Genomic DNA, 18,066 nt, shown 5'->3' with positions numbered 1-18,066 from the left:
CCCTGGGGATTAGGGGCAATGGAGAGATGGGGGGATGGGGGGATAGAGAAGCAGAGGATGATGGGGAGAAAAGGATTTGGGTCACTAATATGAAACTTACTAAAGTACAAAGGCGATATTTATAGAGATAGACTTGCATTTTTTTGTGTTGGAATACTTTAAGTTACATTAACTTTACAAAGTTGGTGTGAGATCTGACTATATTCATATAAGTTCAATTTTATATAGCAATTTTTATAATCGTTAAATTTTGTTCAGTCAAATATTACGAGAAAATACGATTTTTAACTCCCTATATTAAAGTAGAGATAATCTCAAGTTAAAGACACGATAATCTTTTGAATCATCAGATTTTAAACCTTTAATAACCTAGAATAACGCGGCTAGATATGTCTAGCTGTAAAGGAGGTTGTATGAACGAAAAAGTAAAATCGGGTTCGCGAAATGTGGCAATTGTGGGTCCATATTTAAGTGGAAAAACCACTTTAATGGAAAGTCTGTTGTTCGTGACAGGGGCAATCACTCGCAAAGGCAGTGTGAAGGATGGTAACACAGTAGGAGATAGTGCAGCAGAATCGCGCGATCGCCACATGAGTGTAGAAGTCAGTACTGCTAGCACTGAGTATAATGACATTCGTTTCACATTTATTGATTGTCCTGGAAGCGTAGAATTTGCCCAAGAAACTTACAACGCCTTGATGGGAGTAGATGCGGCGATTGTGGTTTGCGAACCGATCACAGACCGAGTTCTCACTCTTGCTCCTTTATTTAAGTTCCTTGACAATTGGGAAATTCCTCACCTGGTCTTTGTGAATAAAATAGACCGGGCTAATATCAATGTCTTAGACACGTTACACGCCCTCAAAGCTGTTTCCAGTCGTCCGTTGGTAGCACATCAATATCCTATTATGCAAGGGGAACAGCTGACGGGCTTTATCGACTTGGTAAGCGAACAAGCATACAAGTACCATGCAGGTGCGCCTGCTGATCCGATTCCTTTCCCTGAAGAACTTAAAGACGAAGAACACACTGCACGAGCAGAAATGCTTGAAGCCTTAGCAGATTTTGACGACCATTTACTAGAAGAACTTTTAGAAGACATCGAACCTCCCCAAGAAGAAATTCTCAAAGACCTAAAAATGGAATTAGGGGCAGATTTGGTTGTCCCTGTTTTCTTTGGAGTTGCTGAGCAAGATTACGGTGTACGCCCACTTTTAGAAGCTTTACACAGAGAAGCCCCTGAACCAGAAACCACAGCAGAACGTCGCTTAAAAGTTAAAAAAGGCGATTCGCCTGTGGCGCAGGTGCTGAAAACTTACTACACCCCGCAAGGTGGCAAATTATCTCTCGTACGAGTTTGGCGGGGTAAGTTAACTGATGGTATTGTTCTTAACGGTGTTCGCGCTGGTGGTCTTTATCATCTCATGGGACAACAACAACAGCAAATCAATGAGGCTTGTGTCGGTGAAATCGTTGCTATCAGCCGTTTAGAGGGTATCAAGACTGGGGATACCCTTTCTTGTGAGCAGATGACGACGGCATTACCGAAAGCTGAGCACTTAGAACCAGTTTATGCTCTGGCGATTACCCCTGAAAAGCGGAACGATGAAGTTAAACTCAGCAGTGCGATCGCCAAGCTGTTGGAAGAAGATCCCTCTCTTGCTTGGGAGCAACATGGCGATACCCACGAAGTTATCTTGTGGGGTCAAGGTGAGATTCATTTACAAGTCGCGCTAGACCGACTGCGGCGTAAGTATAATCTGCCGATGACGACGCACTTACCGCAAGTGCCTTACAAAGAAACTATTCGCAAAGGGACCTCATCAATTCATGGACGCTACAAACACCAAAGCGGCGGTCATGGACAGTTTGGCGATGTTTACCTAGACATTCAGCCATTATCACGCGGCGAAGGCTTTAACTTCAAGGAAACTATTGTTGGTGGTGTCGTTCCCAAGCAGTACATTCCTGGTGTGGAAATAGGTGTGCGGGAGTTTCTGTCACATGGTCCCTTGGGTTTCCCGGTGGTGGATGTAGCGGTGACTCTTACAAATGGTTCTTACCACACTGTGGATAGTTCTGAACAAGCATTTAAGCAAGCCGCCCGTTTGGCGATGCAAACTGGAATGCCCAAGTGTGAACCGACTCTGCTAGAACCTATTATTCGTGTGCAAGTCTCTACCCCAAATGAATTTACCGCTAAAGTGCTGCAACTTGTGACTGGTAGGCGGGGTCAGATTTTGGGTTATGAAGGAATACATGATTGGCAAGGATGGGACTGTGTGATCGCTTATTTACCGCAAGCGGAAATGCAAAACTTTATTGTAGAGTTGCGATCGCTCACTCTTGGCGTTGGTTCTTTCCATTGGGAATACGATCATCTTCAGGAAGTTCCTGATAGAATTGCCGATCGCATTCTTGCCTCTGGTAATGGCAATGGAGGTAATGGTAATGGTAAGTGATTTTAGATTCGTCTAAAATCCTCTGATTTTCACAGTTGTTGATTTTGGTAATGTTAGGGACGCCCCTAATAGTCCTTAATCATCAATAACCGGATACAAGCGTTTGAGTTTGATTCTTGCCTCAGTAGTAGTGAAGTGCCAATTGATGGTGGTGTGAAGATGATTGCGTTGTGTACTCCATGCGTTGAGTTGAGCTTGAAGGGTAGGAAGGTCAGCCCCTAGCCCTTTCAGGGCGGCTACGCCAACGGGGAAGTCAAAACCATAAGGTAAGAAGTCAAAAGTAAGAACCTCATAAATAAATTTAGGGGCTTGTAACAAGGACTGAGTATTTCTTGCGCTGCGCGTCTCGAGATACATTTTTTATTTTTCCATAAATAAATTTAGGGGCTTGTACCTTTTTCTTTCTGGTCAAGCCAATGTGAGGGTTGATTTGGAATCCTCGTCGAGTACGCGTAGTAAGGCGGCTTGACCCTTTTTCACAAGGAGGAACCCCGTAAAGACGGGTATGCGTAGTAGTACGCTCGTGCTCCATTTCTGGGGGACAATGAAAGGGAAGGAAGTCCTGTTTTGTCATGGTTTCACCCAATCCACTTCGCTGCGCTCGAAGTCAAAAGTATCAAGCCAAAAGTCAAAAGTGAACTACCCACACTTACTGCGTCAGCAGAAGTGTGGGCTTCCGGCTTCATCGACAGATGCCCTTCCACCTTGCGGCTTATTGGTCTTACTCCGCCTCTGCGCGACAAGAACGGGGTTCCCTCCGCCCATAGATAATATCTGTATGCCTTCTGTTCTGATGTTCTTGCTTGCGTTTTCGTCCCTATCGTGATGAGTTTTACAAGCAGGGCAATCCCACTCTCTGACCTCAAGCGGCATTTCATCAACAATGTGATTACAACAAGAACAAGTTTTTGAACTAGGAAAAAATCTGCCAATCTCTACAAGTTGACCGTCCTTGGCTTTTAACTTGTAATCAATGAAATTAACAAACATTCCCCAACCAACATCGGATATTGATTTTGCTAGCTTGCGATTCCGTACCATTCCCTTGACGTTGAGGTTTTCTACAACGATAACTTGGCTCTCATTGACCAATTTTCTGCTTAATTTGTGCAGAAAATCTTGGCGGGAATTTGATACTCTCTCATGAACCTTAGCTACAAGTTTTCTGAATTTATTCCTTGATTTACTTCCTTTAACTTTACGCGCAAGTTTTTTCTGTTTTCTTGCTAGATTTCTTTCGTGCCGTTTCAGATGCTTGGGATTGGAGTATTTGGTAACTTGTTCTCCATCATGAACAATTGCGAAATCTTTAATCCCAAGGTCAACGCCTATAATTTTGTCACCTGAAATCTGATTATTTTTGCTATTACCTTCAACAAGGATAGATGCGTAATATTTATCTGTAGGTGTCTTGCTGATAGTGACGGTTTTGATTTTTCCTTCAATAGACCTATGGAAAACTGCTTTAACTTCACCAACCTTTGGTATATTCAAGCAATCCCCAACGATAGTCACGTTCTGAGGATATTGAATAGACTGTTTGTGGTTCTTAGACTTAAATCTTGGGAACCTAGCTCTACCCTCAAAGAAGTTAGCGTAAGCTTTGTTTAAGTTGATAGCTACACATTGCAGTACGGCAGAGTAGCAATCAGATTTTAACCAAGGATATTCAACCTTTAATTGTGGGAGTAGCCCTTTGTAACTCTTGAGTGGCAAAGTTTTTCCAGTGTTTTCGTAGTGCTGAATACAAGCGTTTAAGGCGTAGTTCCAGTACCACCTAGCACAGCCAAAAGATTTTGACAAAGCTACTTGCTGTTCATGAGATGGATACAGCCTTACCTTAATAGCAGTCAGCACTTAACATCACCTCCTTCAATCAATGTTGGCTTTTTTGTATACAGTGATTATATCAGAGTTCTTGAAAAACTTGTGAAAAATGATTTTGTCTCAAAAGGTCGTTCAGTCAGTGACCTGAAAGCGCATTTGGTGCTGACTACGAAATATAGACGTAGAGCAATTACTGATGAGATGTTGCAGCGATTGCACATCATACTTGAAGACTTATTGGTTAAATGGGATTGCAAACTTGTAGAGTTTAATGGGGAGTCAGACCATGTGCATTTATTGTTTCAATATCACCCAGACTTGCAATTAAGTACCCTGGTAGGAAACATTAAATCAGCAACTTCCCGCAGACTCAGACAGGAATTCTCGGAGCATTTAAGGCGATTCTATACAAAAGATGTTTTCTGGAATGGGTCGTACTTTATTGCTAGTTGCGGAGGGGTGACTATCTCAACTTTGAAACAATACATTGAATCACAAGACCGACCAGAAAATGGTGATTCCGCACTTCGTGCCGCTCCGCTAACATCGACCCCCTGCCCTGTCAATCCTGCGGATTGATTTGGTTGTGGGTCAATTCGTCATCACCCCGACATTCATCCCACACTGCCTTCGGTCAGATGTGGGATGAATGTCGGTTTTAGCTAAAGAACTATTCCTAATTTTGACTTTTGATTTTTGAATTTTGATTTCCCCGATAGCGGAGATACAGTCGATAAAAATGTGATTGGAGAACTGACTCGTATCATCTTTGAGCATCGTCAAGAAATAGCGAATGCCATTTCTCATCAGCATCCTGAAGTTAAACCCTTGATTGCTAGTATTGATCGTCCAAGTGATACAGGTGGTACAGGTCTTCCCCCAATTCATCCAGGTGCAGTAGCTTTTTATGAACGAGATAAACCCTCTTTTGTGCAAGAAAATGCAGACTATATAGCTTTAATTTTGACAGTTATTTTGCTTATTGTCTCCTGGGTTCGACAACTTAAGATATGGATGGAAACTAGGAGAAAGAATGAGGCTGATGACTATATCGCATCAGCTATCCATTTAATGAAAGCAAGTCCAAATAATTTGGAAAATAACCAAAAGCAACTTGATGAAGTTTTTAGAAAAGCTGCTGATGCTCTCATAGATGAAAGGATTTTCCAGGAATCATTCAGAACTTTTAACGAAGCTTATGAAACAACTCGCGAAACAATAGAGCATGAAAAACAACTTGTGGAGCAACAAATAGAACATAAGCAAAGAGAACTTTCTGCAAGCTACATCAAGGCAATTGTTGAACTACTGCGCGATACCAAGACAAGTAAAGATTTACTTCAACAAAAAATAGACTTAATTCTCAAAGAAGTTGCAGAAAAACTTGTTCTAGAAGAAATATCTCAAGAATTGTTCCGAACTTTTATTGAGGCTTACAAAACCACAAGAGATGCAATTGAACGTTACTAATTCCTAATCTGTTTTATGCTTCTCCCACAGCTTCTATTGCTGCTTCTAGGGCGATCGCAACATGAGTCCAGTGGGTTCCGCCTTGGCAGTATACTACATACGGTTCCCGCAATGGACCATCGGCAGAAAATTCAGAGGTGCTTCCTTCGATAAATGTCCCGCCAGCCATCACAACTTTACTTTCATAACCAGGCATTTCATCTGGAATCGGGTCAAGATAGGATCCAATGGGTGAATGCTGTTGAATCGCCCGACAAAAAGCAATAAGCTTTTCGGCAGAACCTAGTTTAATTGCTTGAATGACATCGCGACGTTTGGCAAACGGTGCTGGATTGACTGGGTAACCGAGTTTGTCAAACACATAACCCGTGAGGTGAGTTCCCTTTATTGCTTCTCCTACCATTTGTGGGGCGAGAAACAGCCCTTGAAACAGCAGGCGATGTTGGTCAAAGCTTGCACCTCCATAACTGCCAATTCCTGGTGCTGTAAGGCGACAAGCAGCAGCTTCTACCAAGTCAGCGCGACCAGCGACGTAACCGCCAGCAGTCACAATGGTACCACCAGGGTTTTTAATCAATGACCCTGCAATTAAATCAGCACCAACGTGGGTGGGTTCTTGAGTTTCTATAAATTCGCCATAGCAGTTATCGACAAAGCAAATGGTGTTAGGATTTTGCTGCTTGACCAAGTGGATAATTTTTTCAATTTCGGCTATGGATAGGCTAGGACGCCAAGAATATCCACAAGAACGCTGAATGAGCACCAAACGAGTATTGTCCTTCACCGCATGACTTAAAGCTTGCCAATTTATGATTCCTTCTGAAGTAAGATCTAATTGTCGGTAGCTGATGCCAAACTCAAGTAGTGAACCTTGACCTTGACCTCGTAATCCAATGACTTCTTCAAGGGTGTCGTAGGGTGTACCTACCACAGCTAGCATTTCATCACCAGGACGGAGAACACCAAATAAAGCACAAGCAATCGCATGGGTTCCTGACACAAACTGTACTCGTACAGCAGCCGCCTCAGCGCCCACCACCCCCGCAAAAACTCGATCTAAAGTTTCTCTCCCCAAGTCATCGTGTCCGTATCCTGAAACACCCGCAAAGTGGTGTGCCCCTACGCGATAATGGCGAAAGGCATTTAACACTCGTTGAAGATTTTGCTTGACCTGAGCGTCAATTCCAGAAAAAATCTGTAACAGTGCCTGTTCTGCTTCACGCAGCTGTTCCAAGCTGTTCATTAGTTCCTCTTTCACAAAAATTTAACATTTGCGGATTTAAAATCGCGCAGATTAGGCTGAACAATTCCTATTCAGGTTACAGCATGACAATTGCTACATCCACTAAATCCCAACTTAATTGGCTCCATATCACATTTTTTGCCGGTTTGCATATCGGAGTTTTGTTTGCCCTGTTTCCGAGTAACTTTAGCTGGAAAGCATTTGGTGTATTTTTGTTTCTCTACTGGGTGACTGGTGGCTTGGGTATTACCCTGGGATTTCACCGCCTCATAACCCACCGTAGTTTTGAAGCTCCCAAGTGGCTGGAGTATTTCTTGGCTTTTTGTGGAACACTCACTTGCCAAGGAGGACCAATCGATTGGGTAGGAATGCATCGTATACACCATTTGCACTCTGATCAAGAGCAAGACCCCCACGATTCCAACAAAGGTTTCTGGTGGAGTCACATGGCTTGGATGTTTTATCATTCACCTGCTTTCGCGGACGTGCCTCGCTTTACTAAAGATATTAACGACGACCCATTTTATCAGTTTTTGCAAAAAAATATGATTCTCATCCAGGTCGCCCTGGGTATAGTCCTTTTGCTGCTGGGTGGTTGGTCGTTTGTCGTTTGGGGAGTTTTTGTTCGCCTGATATTCGTGTGGCACTGTACTTGGTTTGTCAACAGTGCTACGCATAAATTCGGTTATCGTACTTATGATGCAGGCGATCGCTCCACAAACTGCTGGTGGGTAGCTTTACTAACCTATGGTGAAGGCTGGCACAATAATCACCACGCATTTCAGTACTCAGCTCGTCACGGGTTGAAATGGTGGGAATTCGACCTCACCTGGATGACCATTCAATTGCTACAAGTACTGGGCCTTGCGACAAATGTGAAGCTGGCACCAGAAAAGCAGTAATCGGTCAGTAGTTAGCAATCTTTATCTTAATTTAATGTTCAATTTTGAATTTTGAACTACTTATGCTCCCCCGCTTCTGAATCACTGCTTAGGCATCAGCGGGGGTTTATCGCAGGTGCGCTGAGGTACATTAGATTGCTATAATCCGAAACGCTAATGTTACAAAACTTTGCCACAGCCACTTGTTTAGTGATTTGGTAGTGAGGTTTGTTGTCTTTTCAGGTATTCATGACTACATCAACAATTCAAAGCCACAAGTCAGCTGATGACCTTGGTAATCCCAACCTAAAGCTAAAAGATATTCTCAAAACCCTGCCACGGGAATGTTTTGAGCAAAATCGGTACAAAGCCTGGACAAAAGTCCTGATTAGTGTATCGATGGTTTGCCTGGGCTACTTCAGTTTGGCAATTGCTCCTTGGTTTCTCTTGCCCGTAGCGTGGATTTTTACGGGTACTGCTTTGACAGGTTTTTTTGTCATCGGACATGATTGTGCTCATCGTTCATTTGCTAAACGCCGGTGGGTTAACGATTTGGTAGGGCATTTGATGATGATGCCGTTGATTTACCCGTTCCACAGTTGGCGCATTCAGCACAATTATCACCACACTCACACCAACAAGCTGGATGAGGACAACGCTTGGCACCCAATCACCACGGAACTTTATGAAAGTTGTAAAAAAATCTCGCAGTGGGGCTTCGAGGCGTTTCTGCGCTATCGATTGTGGTGGATAGGCTCAATCGTTCATTGTGGAGTTTTGCATTTTGATTGGTCTGTATTTCGTAAAAAAGACCAAGCAAGTGTGAAATTTTCTGTGGTTGTCGTCGTGCTTTTTGCTGCGATCGCATTCCCCATCCTCATCGCCACAACTGGAATCTGGGGATTTGTGAAATTTTGGCTGCTTCCGTGGCTGGTTTACCATTTTTGGATGAGTACCTTTACCTTGGTTCACCATACTGCTCCAGACGTTCCTTTTGTGGCAGAATCTAAGTGGAACCAAGCCTTAGCACAGCTATATGGCACAGTTCACTGCGATTACCCCTCTTGGGTAGAAATTCTTTGCCACGATATCAATGTCCACGTCCCTCATCACATTTCAACTGCGATTCCTTCTTATAATTTGCGGATGGCTTATCGCAGTATCAAAGAAAATTGGGGAACGTATCTGCATGATGAATGTCAGTTTTCTTGGTCTTTAATGAAGCAAATTACAGACCAGTGTCACCTGTATAGAGCCGAGAGTGGCTATCAGTCTTTTAAAGACTATTACGCAGGACAATAAGCTAAGAGTTGTTAGTGTTAGGAATATATTCTGGCAATTTTTCAAACAAGAGCATTCCTAAGAAAATTGCCAGATACCACCCTGCCACGCGTACTTCCGAAACTGATATTAGGAATACCCAAAACCAAGTTCGTGCGATACGCTTTGCGTCAAGCCTCCGGCTTATCGTGCCCGGCGGGGCTTTGCCCACTGCAAAGCGGCTCATCTGGAGCATCGCCCTCATGAGCAATCGCATAATTTCGATTACTTTGCTTCAAAAACGTTCGGTTTAGCTCCAGTAAAAAAATCAAGTGCAATCAAATACTATCAAGTTAAATAATCCTCATGTCTCTGAATCATTTGAGGATACAACCAAGCTACCATTCACCCTTCAAAGTTTGAAAGCTGCAATTCCTCCTGAATGTTTTCAGCCGAATGTAGGTAAATCACTCTTCTACTTTTTTCGTGACATCCTGATTATCAGTTTACTTTATGCAGTTGCTCATTCCCTCAATTCTTGGTTCTTCTGGCCAATTTTCTGGGTGATGCAAGGAACGATGTTTTGGGCTTTGTTTGTCGTCGGACATGACTGCGGGCATCAATCTTTTTCTAAGAAAAAATGGCTGAATGATTTGATTGGACATCTTTGCCATACACCAATACTTGTTCCATATCACGGATGGCGAATTAGTCATAGAACTCACCACCTAAATACAGGTAATATCGATTATGATGAAAGCTGGTATCCTGTGAATGAATCACAATATAAGGTGATGGATTGGGTGCAAAAAGTAGGTCGATATTACGTGTTTTTATTGGCTTATCCGGTGTATTTGTTCATGCGTTCTCCGAACAAGGAGGGTTCTCACTTTTTCCCCAGTAGTCCTCTTTTCAAACCATCAGAAAAATGGGATGTCATTACTAGCACCACACTCTGGACTTTGATGGTTGCTTTGCTTGGTTTCTTGACCTATGAATGGGGTTGGATGTGGTTGTTAAAATACTACGTTGGACCTTATCTTGTCTTTATCATTTGGCTAGATTTAGTAACCTATTTACACCATACTGAGCTGGAAATTCCTTGGTATCGTGGAGAAGACTGGACTTTTCTCAAAGGTGCTATTTCTAGCATTGACCGTGATTACGGCTTTATCAATCATATCCATCATGATATCGGTACTCATGTTGCTCACCACATATTCCTGAACATCCCTCACTACAATTTGAAGAAGGCAACTGAGGCAATTAAACCGATTATGGGTGATTATTTTCATGAATCTAATGAACCCATTTTGAGTGCATTACGTCGTTCGTGCAATACCTGTCATTTTGTACCAGATACTGGAGGAAAAGTTTACTACACATCAAATAAAAAATTAGCGAAAGGCTCATAGAAAGTGAAGAGTGAGGAGTTCATGAAAAACTCCTTACTTTTCACTTAATAACTGTGGTTCTTCTGCATTCAACAACTAAATTAATACAAGAGCAAAAACAATTCTTAACAAGAAATTCTATTAATTTAGTTAGCTATCGCAGTCTTAATGAAAACAGATATATTCATACAATAAATATTATCCTGGTTCCGAATTAGAAGTTGCTTGTAGTATAACCTCAGCTATTTTCTGCGCGACTTCTTGACTTTGCCAGTAGCTACTGTGAGCCGTACGACCATGTAGTATTGAAAATGTTGTCTGACTGAATGTGTTGGTCACAAAGTCGTAGAAGGTTTTATTCTTAGTGACGATATCTTCAATCTCAATGTACTGACGTTTCTCATCTACTAGTTCTGGAAGTAGGGGATTCAACGGGAAGGCAAGAGGATCGCCTGCATGAATAAAGTTACGCCAAGGTAGCTTTGTTTTTAGCTTTTGGTATAAATTATCCAACAGTTTCTCCAAACGTGGGGTGATATCATGGCTATTGAGGACAACTCCCTGACTGTTCCTCCTCTCTTCCACACTCTGATCTACGTTCATCCGGTAAAACAGAGGAATAGGAGAACCCATTGTGTAAATACTAGCTAATGATAGACCTTGACCCAGATTGGGTTCTATCCCGAAGAAATTCTCTCGTATCTTCTTGACAGAATCATAACCTGGTTTGTTCTCATCATCCCAACGCTCGGCAAATAGGACATCGAACAGGATGATTGTCCCCCAACTATGTGTAACCAGGTGCAACCGGTCTACTTGTGGATTATAGTCTTTTAACCCATCCAAGGCTTGCTCTACCAGTACTGCGACAACAGCAGCTCCTTCATAACGGGTCGTGTAGAGAGCACCATCACCAATAAATGGTAGTATAGTTTGGCGACGAAATTCCCGAAACCAAAGTTTGTTCCAATCAGTCGATTTCTCTAAGCAGTTCAGTAGTATTTTATCCTTTTGTTCCCCCACTTCACCCCAGTAGAGAACAACAGGTTTAACTGTCCGAGTGGAACCTAGCTGGTTTTGAATTGAGTGAAAGAGTTTATCGGCGTAGTAAGGTTTGATGTTCTCGTATCGGTTATTGACACCATGAATGAACATGATATAGTCAGTAGCCATAGCTGTACCTCTGAAGTTTTTTGTATGTCAGAAGCTACCCACTGCTTCTTCAAAATACTAAGTAAAGTTTAACGAAAGCTTATTGCTTTATTAGATCTTGCTTTTGTTAGCATGGTCTGCTTTACAGACTGAAGTCATAGCTTTGCACATGCTCCTACGATATTATGCCCAACTCAGTATTCTGGTTGGGTAAAAATGTAAAAATATTTATGGGTTGTCCAGGTTTGACGCCCGACTGTTTCCTGTCAGACACGAAGCCCACGTCATAACTAAAACCGTCCATTTCCCTGAACAATGTGCTTAACTGTTGTTAGACTTTCTAAGTTGATCAATCCGCGTCTGTGACCTTTTTGATTAGACATTCCCAGAAATACCGAATCTCCTCGCGACGGGTTACGGGAAAAACGTGGGGAAGCGTTGATGTAGCTGGAGGCGCTGTTCACTCCTAAAGCAAACTGCCGACTTTCCTGATAAGATTCAGTGACAATACAGTCGGCATGACCACTGCTGTGTTGATTAATCCAGGCGATCGCAGCTTCTAAACTATCTACTAATTTAAAAGCGACTGTCTTGGTTAAATAAGCGCTTCCCCACTCTCCTTCCTTCGCCAACTGTAACTGAGGAAACGCTTCCACCAGTTCACTATCTCCCTTAATCTCAAAGCCTTTTTCCTTTAAGGTATTCCACAATGTCAGTAAAGAAGATGGTAAAGCTTGCCGATGAATGAGTACTTTTTCAATTGCATTCACCGGATCTGGTTCACTTTGATGGCTGTCTATAATAATCCATCGCACCATTTCTAAGCTACCATTTGGCGACCAGTAAAGGTAACAGTTGCCCATAGCTGATTTTAAAACTGGGGCGGTTGAGTGTCGCACGACTTGCTGTACCAAGCTAGAACGTCCGTAGGGAATCACTAAATTTAAACATTGGTCTTGGGTAACGATATCTCTAATAGAAGTTCCATCTTCTGATGTTATGAATTGTAAACAACCAGCTGGTAAACCAACTTCAGTGACAGCAGCCAGGAGTGCGTTGGCGATCGCCGCGTTAGAATGACTTGCTTCAGTACCACCTCTGAGGATCAGAGTGTTGCCAGTTTTGATACACAATGCGGAGGCGATCGCTCCCAAGTCTGGAAACGCTTCATAAATAAACGCAATTACACCTAAAGGCATTAACTGCGTATAAGTCTGAGAGTCGTCTAGTTGATAATCAGCATGTCTGACTCGCCGCAGTGGATCTGATAATTCCCCCAGCCGTTGCAAAATCTCTACTGTCATCTCTAGCCGTTTTGGAGTCAGCTTTAACCAATCTAGAATTAAATCCGGTACTGCCATTTCCCGACTTGCCTCTAAATCCAAAGTGTTTGCTTCTAGAATGTCGTCAAATGAGCGTGTCATTGCCTTTGCCATCGCCAACACTGCACGACTTCTATCTGCTCCTTTTGTCGTTCCTAGCTTCAGGGCAGCTTGATGAGCGCGTCTTGCGCTTGCAATTGGTTCGGGGCTTACATCAAATGCATCGACTGTCATTCAATTATCGCCTGTAGGTGAGCCATACCATCAGTGCTGGCAAAATCGCCAACAGCACCGCCACCATTGCCCAAGCAATAATGCTGTAACCATTTGCCAACCTTAGTGCCAATGGTAACCATATGATCACTAGCACGAAAATAATGCCAAGCGCTACAGGCAAATAGCTTTCTCCTAATCGAGGATGGACAACTTGCCAAGTATTCCCTGTCCAGCGCCAAGCCCGCTTGTAGGGATAGGTGGTGGAAAGTTGTTCCAGTACGTAACCATTCTCTTCCACCACGAATATCTGCTGACAGCGATCGCAACCAAATGCTTCTGTCAGAGTAATTGGAATTAACCGCCCCCGCCGACGACAGGGACACGGATATTCATTATTGAAGTCAATTTTGTCTGCTTTTTGAGGTTGCACAAGCGAACTTTATTACTTGAGCGTGTTTGTTAATAGTTGTGAAAATAGCATCCCCTCGTCTACGCCTTCGGGGCTGGCTATCCTCCCATGAATCTTCTTTATAACATTACCCAGTCTGAGTTATTCTTTTCCCTAGACAGATTTTTTCAATTCAGTGGCACTACAATTTTATCACTGAATTACATTGATAATAGCTACCCATGATAAATCAGAAGTACAAACACTGAAGTGAATTTTCTGTCTCACTTCAATCTTTATTCTTCATTTCTTGTTTGTCATTTTGTCACATTTGTTCAAGTGTAGCGCATCTTACAGAAAGTCTTCAGTTACACTTACAGCAATTTTCAGGTAATTGAACCACAAACTACGGTAAGGTGGACATAGAGTAATTGTTTAATTCAATGTCAGTATCTTACTCAAGGGGTTTGCGTGGTCGTGTAATTGCAGCGCGTGTTGCGAATGTTGGTTCTCAACGCTTGCTGGCTCAGAGAGTTAAGGTCAGCTTGTCATTTGTACGAAACAGAAGTGCGTCCGGGATCGTCAAAGTAGGCTAATCACAAACTAGCTAAAGCGATTGCTGATATGTCTTTCTTTGAGTTTCGCAGACAGTTGACCAAAAGCGTGCGAGTTGTATGGTTGTCCATTTTTGCCCAAGGAGAGTGCCCAACCGATTTTCCCCTATGCTAGATTTAAATAAGTTAGGACTTACGCACCATCTGCTAGAAACCCGGTTTAGTGAGTTTGTATTTAGTTGTCAAACAGATGATTTTTGGTATAAACAGGGTAACTTTTGCGTAAGTCCTGTAGGTTTTTAGAAGCGGTATGACTCTGGCATCAAATGGACAAGAAGGTGGCGGCGTAGGAAGCAATGGTTAAAGAAAAGTAAATAGTCAAACTGCTTGAAAATCACTAAATCTAATTAATCTAATTATTTGTATAGATAAAATTAAAGTTTTTTTATGGTATTAGTATCAAGCATAACATTAGATTTCGTTGTTGGGTGGCTTGTTAAAGGTTTGGCAGAAGGTTTTGGTAAGAAATTAGGAGAAACAGGTGCAGAGTTTGTTTCAAATCTCTTTGTTGTACAGAAGGAAAATATAATAGGAAAGTCTTCCAGTGAACAGGCTCAGTTGATAGGAGAGAAAATACAACAGCTGCAAGCTACTCTGGTTATAGAAAATCAAAAAATAATTGAAGCTAATTGGGAAGAAAAACATTGGATGTCTGAAAAACTCACTAAGCAAGAGACAGCCCAAATATTTGAAAATACACAACACAAGCATAGATTGTTAATTTTAACTTCACACCCAGAAATTAGTGAAAGCTGTTCTGAAGATATACGAAATAATCTTACACTGGAGCTTCCCTATAAATTAAGAAATTTTTTTGATACATATTATCCCTCATCTGGTCTGTGTCCTGTCGAATATTATGGGGACTACTTCAAAAAACCAATTGGAGATATTGATATTCCAAGATTATGCCAAGTCTTAAATGCAATTCCTACTGTGGTTATTTACACTACTATTACTGACCGTGAAGTCTTCTTCAATGTTGGATTTTGGTTAATAAACAGCGAAAATGCCACTAGATTATCTAACGTCTGGCATTGGGAAGAAAATTTTAAAAATCTGAAAAAACAGGGAGCAAATGATAAAGAAGCTTTTCGGAAGATTAGAGACTTTATTATTGCAGTTCACAAACTACTGACAGCATTTCTCACGGATTTATATTATGTAGTTATTGACCCTAGTTATGAAGCACAGTTATTAAAGCCAGAATTAAAGCAAGAATTTGCTAGTGATGAGTATAGTTCATTAGTAAATGAATTAGAGAGATTTCAACAGCAGCAAAAGCATGAATTAAATAAGCTTCTAAAAAAACAAGAAATTTATAATTTTTTGAATTATGTTTCCCAAACTTTTCGGTCTCTGCCTGTTACAATCGTCACTGGTTTTTCAGGAAGTGGAAAAAGTACATTTATCAACAGAATACTGAAAAGTCTCGCTCAAGATGTAAAAGTTGCGGTTTTGGTTCCTGATTATAGACACGTTCGTATTATTGATATCGGTTCGCATTTGCTTTATCAATATCATGTTACTAATTTGAGTGAGACCGATTTTCTTAATACAGTATACCAAGTTTTAGAAAGACCAGAGAGAATAGATTATTTAATAGTAGAGACTACAGGTTTAGCTGATCCTCTGCCAATTGCTTTAACTTTTATCGGCACGGAGTTCAGGGATTTAACTCGTCTGGATTCGATTATAACTGTGGCAGACGCAAGCAATTACAGCCTGGATTTATTCAACTCTCAAGCAGCTTATAGTCAAATTGCCTATGGTGATATCATTTTGCTTAACAAAACAGATTTAGTTTCTCAAACAGAGTTAGAGACGCTGGAAACAAAAATTCTGGAAGTTAAGGAAGGTGCAAGAATTATCCGCACCAAGCATTGTCAAGCACCACTTCCCTTCATTGTCAGTGCAAATCTCTTTGAGTTTAACAAATATTTTCATAAACATCATCATTCCGATTATTTAGAAAATAATGGCTTCACTTCAGTGTTCTTCCAAAGTGACAAGCCTTTTGCTATTAGAAAGTTTCAAGATTTTCTAGATAATCAACTACTTGCAACAACGTTCCGAGTGAACGGGATAATGTGGTTTGACGAAAGCCCTCAACGTCATATTTTCCATCTTTGTGGTAAGCGCTTCACTCTGGATGATGATGAGTGGAAAGGGGAGAAGAAAAACCAGTTAATGCTGATTGGTCAAAATTTGGAGCGCGAGACTTTGCTCAAACAGCTAGAAAACTGCTTATGCTGAAGTGGTAGGAACATCATTGGAACAGAAAACTGGGAACTGATTATGGTTGTTGGTTTTCGAGAGTTACTAGCGGCGGTTGCTGACCTTAGCCGTTAGCTTGCTTCGTTTTCGGGTTGGGGCTTTGAGTTGGGGCGGTTGGTTTGCTGCCTTTAGAAAACATAGTCGCCAAATAACAGCCTCAAACAGTGGTCAGCAAAGGAATTCCTTAGTCATCGAGGCGGTTATGGAACACTTAGAAAAAATTATCTCAGAGCGAGTGAATGCTCATACAATCATCATTTCTATCTTTGTTTTGGACTTCTAAGCGGGTAACGCGATTCGAACGCGCGACATTCACCTTGGCAAGGTGACGCTCTACCACTGAGCTATACCCGCAAACCTGACTCTTCTTAATATCTCAGATTATCCATGATTTGTCAATATCTTTTTAGTGATTTGTTTTAGTAGTTAGTGGTTTCTTGTTCCACTAACTACTAATGACTGACTATTCTGCAGACAACTGTCCTACGCTGGCACTTTTGAGCGATGCTGGCTCTAGAGAATTGCCAGAAAATGGCTCTGCAAGGTTTGAACGTAATTGCCGCATGAGACTAGCCATTTCTAAAGCACTCATGGCGTAGTCCCAACCATGATTGCTTTTAATGCCTGCGCGTTCTAAAGCTTGCTGCATCGAGTCCACTGTTAAAATGCCGAAAATCACAGGGACACCAGTTTGAAAAGCTGCTGCAGCAATGCCTTTGGCAACCTCAGAAGATACGTAATCAAAATGAGGCGTTTGCCCTCGGATAACAGCACCTAGACAAATAACTGCATCATAACGGCCAGAAAGTGCCAATTGACGAGCGACAACTGGAACTTCAAAACTGCCTGGTACGTAAATGTAGTCTACCTGAGAGCCGTGAGGATTGACATCAACACCGTGGCGTTTCAAGCAATCTTGACAACCTTCCACCAGCTTGTTAGTTACAAGGTCATTAAATCGACCAATCACAATTCCAAACCGCAAAGGTTGTGTCTGAGTAAAAGTTCCCTCAAAAACTGCCATAACCGCCTCTGATTCATCTATACTTCTTGCCAATATACATTTGTTCTTTAAGAAGTACAGGATGACAGGAAGCAGCAGATCCTTATGGTCTCTCCTAAGCTGTATGTTTCAGCATAAGGCTTAGGGCTAACCCCAAGGACCAAAGGTGTAGCTTGTTGTCAGCTTGCTTGACATTCCCACTGCACAGGCGAGTGGGAAATTCCTGTCGGATTAGGTGACGTTCTCCCCACCCTGCCTGACGGCGCTCGGGTGGGGCTTCTACAAGTCGCCCTGTAGAAATTTCCTGCTTCATTGGTCGTTACTCCAGATACCCTAAGGCAAGCCATACAGCAATATCCACGTTCCGATACCTCCACAGGCAGTTTATAGACTCCTGACACCCCACGGAGTCTTTGTGTATGTAGCGATTGACACTCTCTGCGGCTAAAGCCGCAGAGATTCTTAAGACCTTTGGGTCTTAATATCCTGATTGCTCAGGTTTCTGGGCTGCAACACGTTTGCCTCTTAGGGCGTATTGATACGCCAGGTGCCACAAC

General features: G+C 42.1%; 14 protein-coding genes, 1 tRNA gene and 1 pseudogene. 7 read left to right on the top strand and 9 right to left on the bottom strand.

Features of this window, described 5'->3' with window-relative positions; all coding sequences use genetic code 11:
- Nucleotides 1-413: 413 nt before the first annotated feature.
- Nucleotides 414-2,462 (top strand): elongation factor G, encoded by a 2,049-nt coding sequence (locus DP117_RS26850; RefSeq protein ID WP_169221264.1) that lies wholly within the window; start codon nucleotides 414-416, stop codon nucleotides 2,460-2,462.
- A gap of 75 nt (nucleotides 2,463-2,537) precedes the next feature.
- Here DP117_RS26850 and DP117_RS26845 read toward each other — a convergent pair whose 3' ends face one another.
- Nucleotides 2,538-2,819 carry a hypothetical protein gene (locus DP117_RS26845; RefSeq protein WP_169221263.1) on the bottom strand — a complete coding sequence of 94 codons (282 nt, stop codon included), beginning with the start codon at nucleotides 2,817-2,819 and terminating at the stop codon, nucleotides 2,538-2,540.
- 408 nt (nucleotides 2,820-3,227) lie between these two features.
- Nucleotides 3,228-4,319 (bottom strand): annotated as a pseudogene (locus DP117_RS26840) (RNA-guided endonuclease TnpB family protein); the annotation flags it as partial.
- Between the two features lie 72 nt (nucleotides 4,320-4,391).
- On the opposite strand from DP117_RS26840, the gene tnpA reads away from it, so the two are divergent.
- Both tnpA and DP117_RS26830 read left to right on the top strand, forming a co-directional pair.
- The gene (gene tnpA, locus DP117_RS26835; RefSeq protein WP_169221267.1) at nucleotides 4,392-4,868 is read left to right on the top strand and encodes an IS200/IS605 family transposase; all 477 of its coding nucleotides are present in this window, start codon (nucleotides 4,392-4,394) and stop codon (nucleotides 4,866-4,868) included.
- 117 nt (nucleotides 4,869-4,985) lie between these two features.
- A complete protein-coding gene (locus DP117_RS26830) occupies nucleotides 4,986-5,759 on the top strand; it encodes a hypothetical protein (protein WP_211176367.1) in 774 nt (257 codons plus the stop codon).
- Nucleotides 5,760-5,772: 13 nt separating this feature from the next.
- Here the strand turns inward: DP117_RS26830 and DP117_RS26825 are convergent, their stop codons facing one another.
- Nucleotides 5,773-7,002, bottom strand: a complete 1,230-nt coding sequence (locus tag DP117_RS26825; protein WP_169221261.1) for a methionine gamma-lyase family protein — start codon at nucleotides 7,000-7,002, stop codon at nucleotides 5,773-5,775.
- A gap of 83 nt (nucleotides 7,003-7,085) precedes the next feature.
- On the opposite strand from DP117_RS26825, the gene DP117_RS26820 reads away from it, so the two are divergent.
- The 3 genes from DP117_RS26820 (at nucleotide 7,086) to DP117_RS26810 (ending at nucleotide 10,558) form a co-directional block, all read left to right on the top strand.
- Nucleotides 7,086-7,904, top strand: coding sequence for an acyl-CoA desaturase (locus DP117_RS26820; RefSeq protein ID WP_169221260.1), 819 nt, complete (start codon nucleotides 7,086-7,088; stop codon nucleotides 7,902-7,904).
- Nucleotides 7,905-8,132: 228 nt separating this feature from the next.
- Nucleotides 8,133-9,185, top strand: a complete 1,053-nt coding sequence (locus DP117_RS26815; protein WP_169221259.1) for a fatty acid desaturase — start codon at nucleotides 8,133-8,135, stop codon at nucleotides 9,183-9,185.
- A 290-nt stretch (nucleotides 9,186-9,475) separates the two neighbouring features.
- On the top strand, nucleotides 9,476-10,558 hold the full coding sequence (locus DP117_RS26810) for a fatty acid desaturase (protein ID WP_169221258.1): 1,083 nt from the start codon (nucleotides 9,476-9,478) through the stop codon (nucleotides 10,556-10,558).
- 177 nt (nucleotides 10,559-10,735) lie between these two features.
- On the opposite strand, the gene DP117_RS26805 is transcribed toward DP117_RS26810, so the two are convergent.
- The 3 genes from DP117_RS26805 to DP117_RS26795 form a co-directional block, all read right to left on the bottom strand.
- A complete protein-coding gene (locus tag DP117_RS26805) occupies nucleotides 10,736-11,710 on the bottom strand; it encodes a hypothetical protein (protein ID WP_169221257.1) in 975 nt (324 codons plus the stop codon).
- Nucleotides 11,711-11,979: 269 nt separating this feature from the next.
- On the bottom strand, nucleotides 11,980-13,245 hold the full coding sequence (locus DP117_RS26800; RefSeq protein WP_169221256.1) for a glutamate-5-semialdehyde dehydrogenase: 1,266 nt from the start codon (nucleotides 13,243-13,245) through the stop codon (nucleotides 11,980-11,982).
- Nucleotides 13,246-13,249: 4 nt separating this feature from the next.
- Nucleotides 13,250-13,657 carry a hypothetical protein gene (locus DP117_RS26795; RefSeq protein ID WP_169221255.1) on the bottom strand — a complete coding sequence of 136 codons (408 nt, stop codon included), beginning with the start codon at nucleotides 13,655-13,657 and terminating at the stop codon, nucleotides 13,250-13,252.
- A 1,889-nt stretch (nucleotides 13,658-15,546) separates the two neighbouring features.
- Here DP117_RS26795 and DP117_RS36555 point away from each other — a divergent pair.
- The gene (locus DP117_RS36555; protein WP_339381008.1) at nucleotides 15,547-16,485 is read left to right on the top strand and encodes a GTP-binding protein; all 939 of its coding nucleotides are present in this window, start codon (nucleotides 15,547-15,549) and stop codon (nucleotides 16,483-16,485) included.
- A 303-nt stretch (nucleotides 16,486-16,788) separates the two neighbouring features.
- Here the strand turns inward: DP117_RS36555 and DP117_RS26785 are convergent.
- From DP117_RS26785 to DP117_RS26775, 3 genes are all read right to left on the bottom strand, one after another.
- A tRNA-Gly gene (locus DP117_RS26785) sits at nucleotides 16,789-16,860 on the bottom strand.
- 109 nt (nucleotides 16,861-16,969) lie between these two features.
- Nucleotides 16,970-17,530 (bottom strand): 6,7-dimethyl-8-ribityllumazine synthase, encoded by a 561-nt coding sequence (gene ribH / locus DP117_RS26780; protein WP_169221265.1) that lies wholly within the window; start codon nucleotides 17,528-17,530, stop codon nucleotides 16,970-16,972.
- A gap of 94 nt (nucleotides 17,531-17,624) precedes the next feature.
- Nucleotides 17,625-17,822 carry a hypothetical protein gene (locus DP117_RS26775; protein WP_169221254.1) on the bottom strand — a complete coding sequence of 66 codons (198 nt, stop codon included), beginning with the start codon at nucleotides 17,820-17,822 and terminating at the stop codon, nucleotides 17,625-17,627.
- Between the last annotated feature and the right edge of the window lie 244 nt (nucleotides 17,823-18,066).

It is taken from the genome of Brasilonema sp. UFV-L1, from assembly GCF_012912105.1.
GTDB lineage: Bacteria > Cyanobacteriota > Cyanobacteriia > Cyanobacteriales > Nostocaceae > Brasilonema.
The sequence above is the reverse complement of the archived record's forward strand: the minus strand, read 5'-3'. Positions and strand labels throughout refer to the sequence as shown.

Bases quoted from the DNA above. Each gene is read 5' to 3' on its own strand.
- DP117_RS26825 (WP_169221261.1), bottom strand. From the start codon at position 7,002: ATGAACAGCTTGGAACAGCTGCGTGAAGCAGAACAGGCACTGTTACAG.
- DP117_RS26775 (WP_169221254.1), bottom strand. From the start codon at position 17,822: ATGAAGCAGGAAATTTCTACAGGGCGACTTGTAGAAGCCCCACCCGAG.
- ribH (WP_169221265.1), bottom strand. From the start codon at position 17,530: ATGGCAGTTTTTGAGGGAACTTTTACTCAGACACAACCTTTGCGGTTT.
- DP117_RS26850 (WP_169221264.1), top strand. From the start codon at position 414: ATGAACGAAAAAGTAAAATCGGGTTCGCGAAATGTGGCAATTGTGGGT.
- DP117_RS26845 (WP_169221263.1), bottom strand. From the start codon at position 2,819: ATGTATCTCGAGACGCGCAGCGCAAGAAATACTCAGTCCTTGTTACAA.
- DP117_RS26815 (WP_169221259.1), top strand. From the start codon at position 8,133: ATGACTACATCAACAATTCAAAGCCACAAGTCAGCTGATGACCTTGGT.
- DP117_RS26800 (WP_169221256.1), bottom strand. From the start codon at position 13,245: ATGACAGTCGATGCATTTGATGTAAGCCCCGAACCAATTGCAAGCGCA.
- DP117_RS26805 (WP_169221257.1), bottom strand. From the start codon at position 11,710: ATGGCTACTGACTATATCATGTTCATTCATGGTGTCAATAACCGATAC.
- DP117_RS26820 (WP_169221260.1), top strand. From the start codon at position 7,086: ATGACAATTGCTACATCCACTAAATCCCAACTTAATTGGCTCCATATC.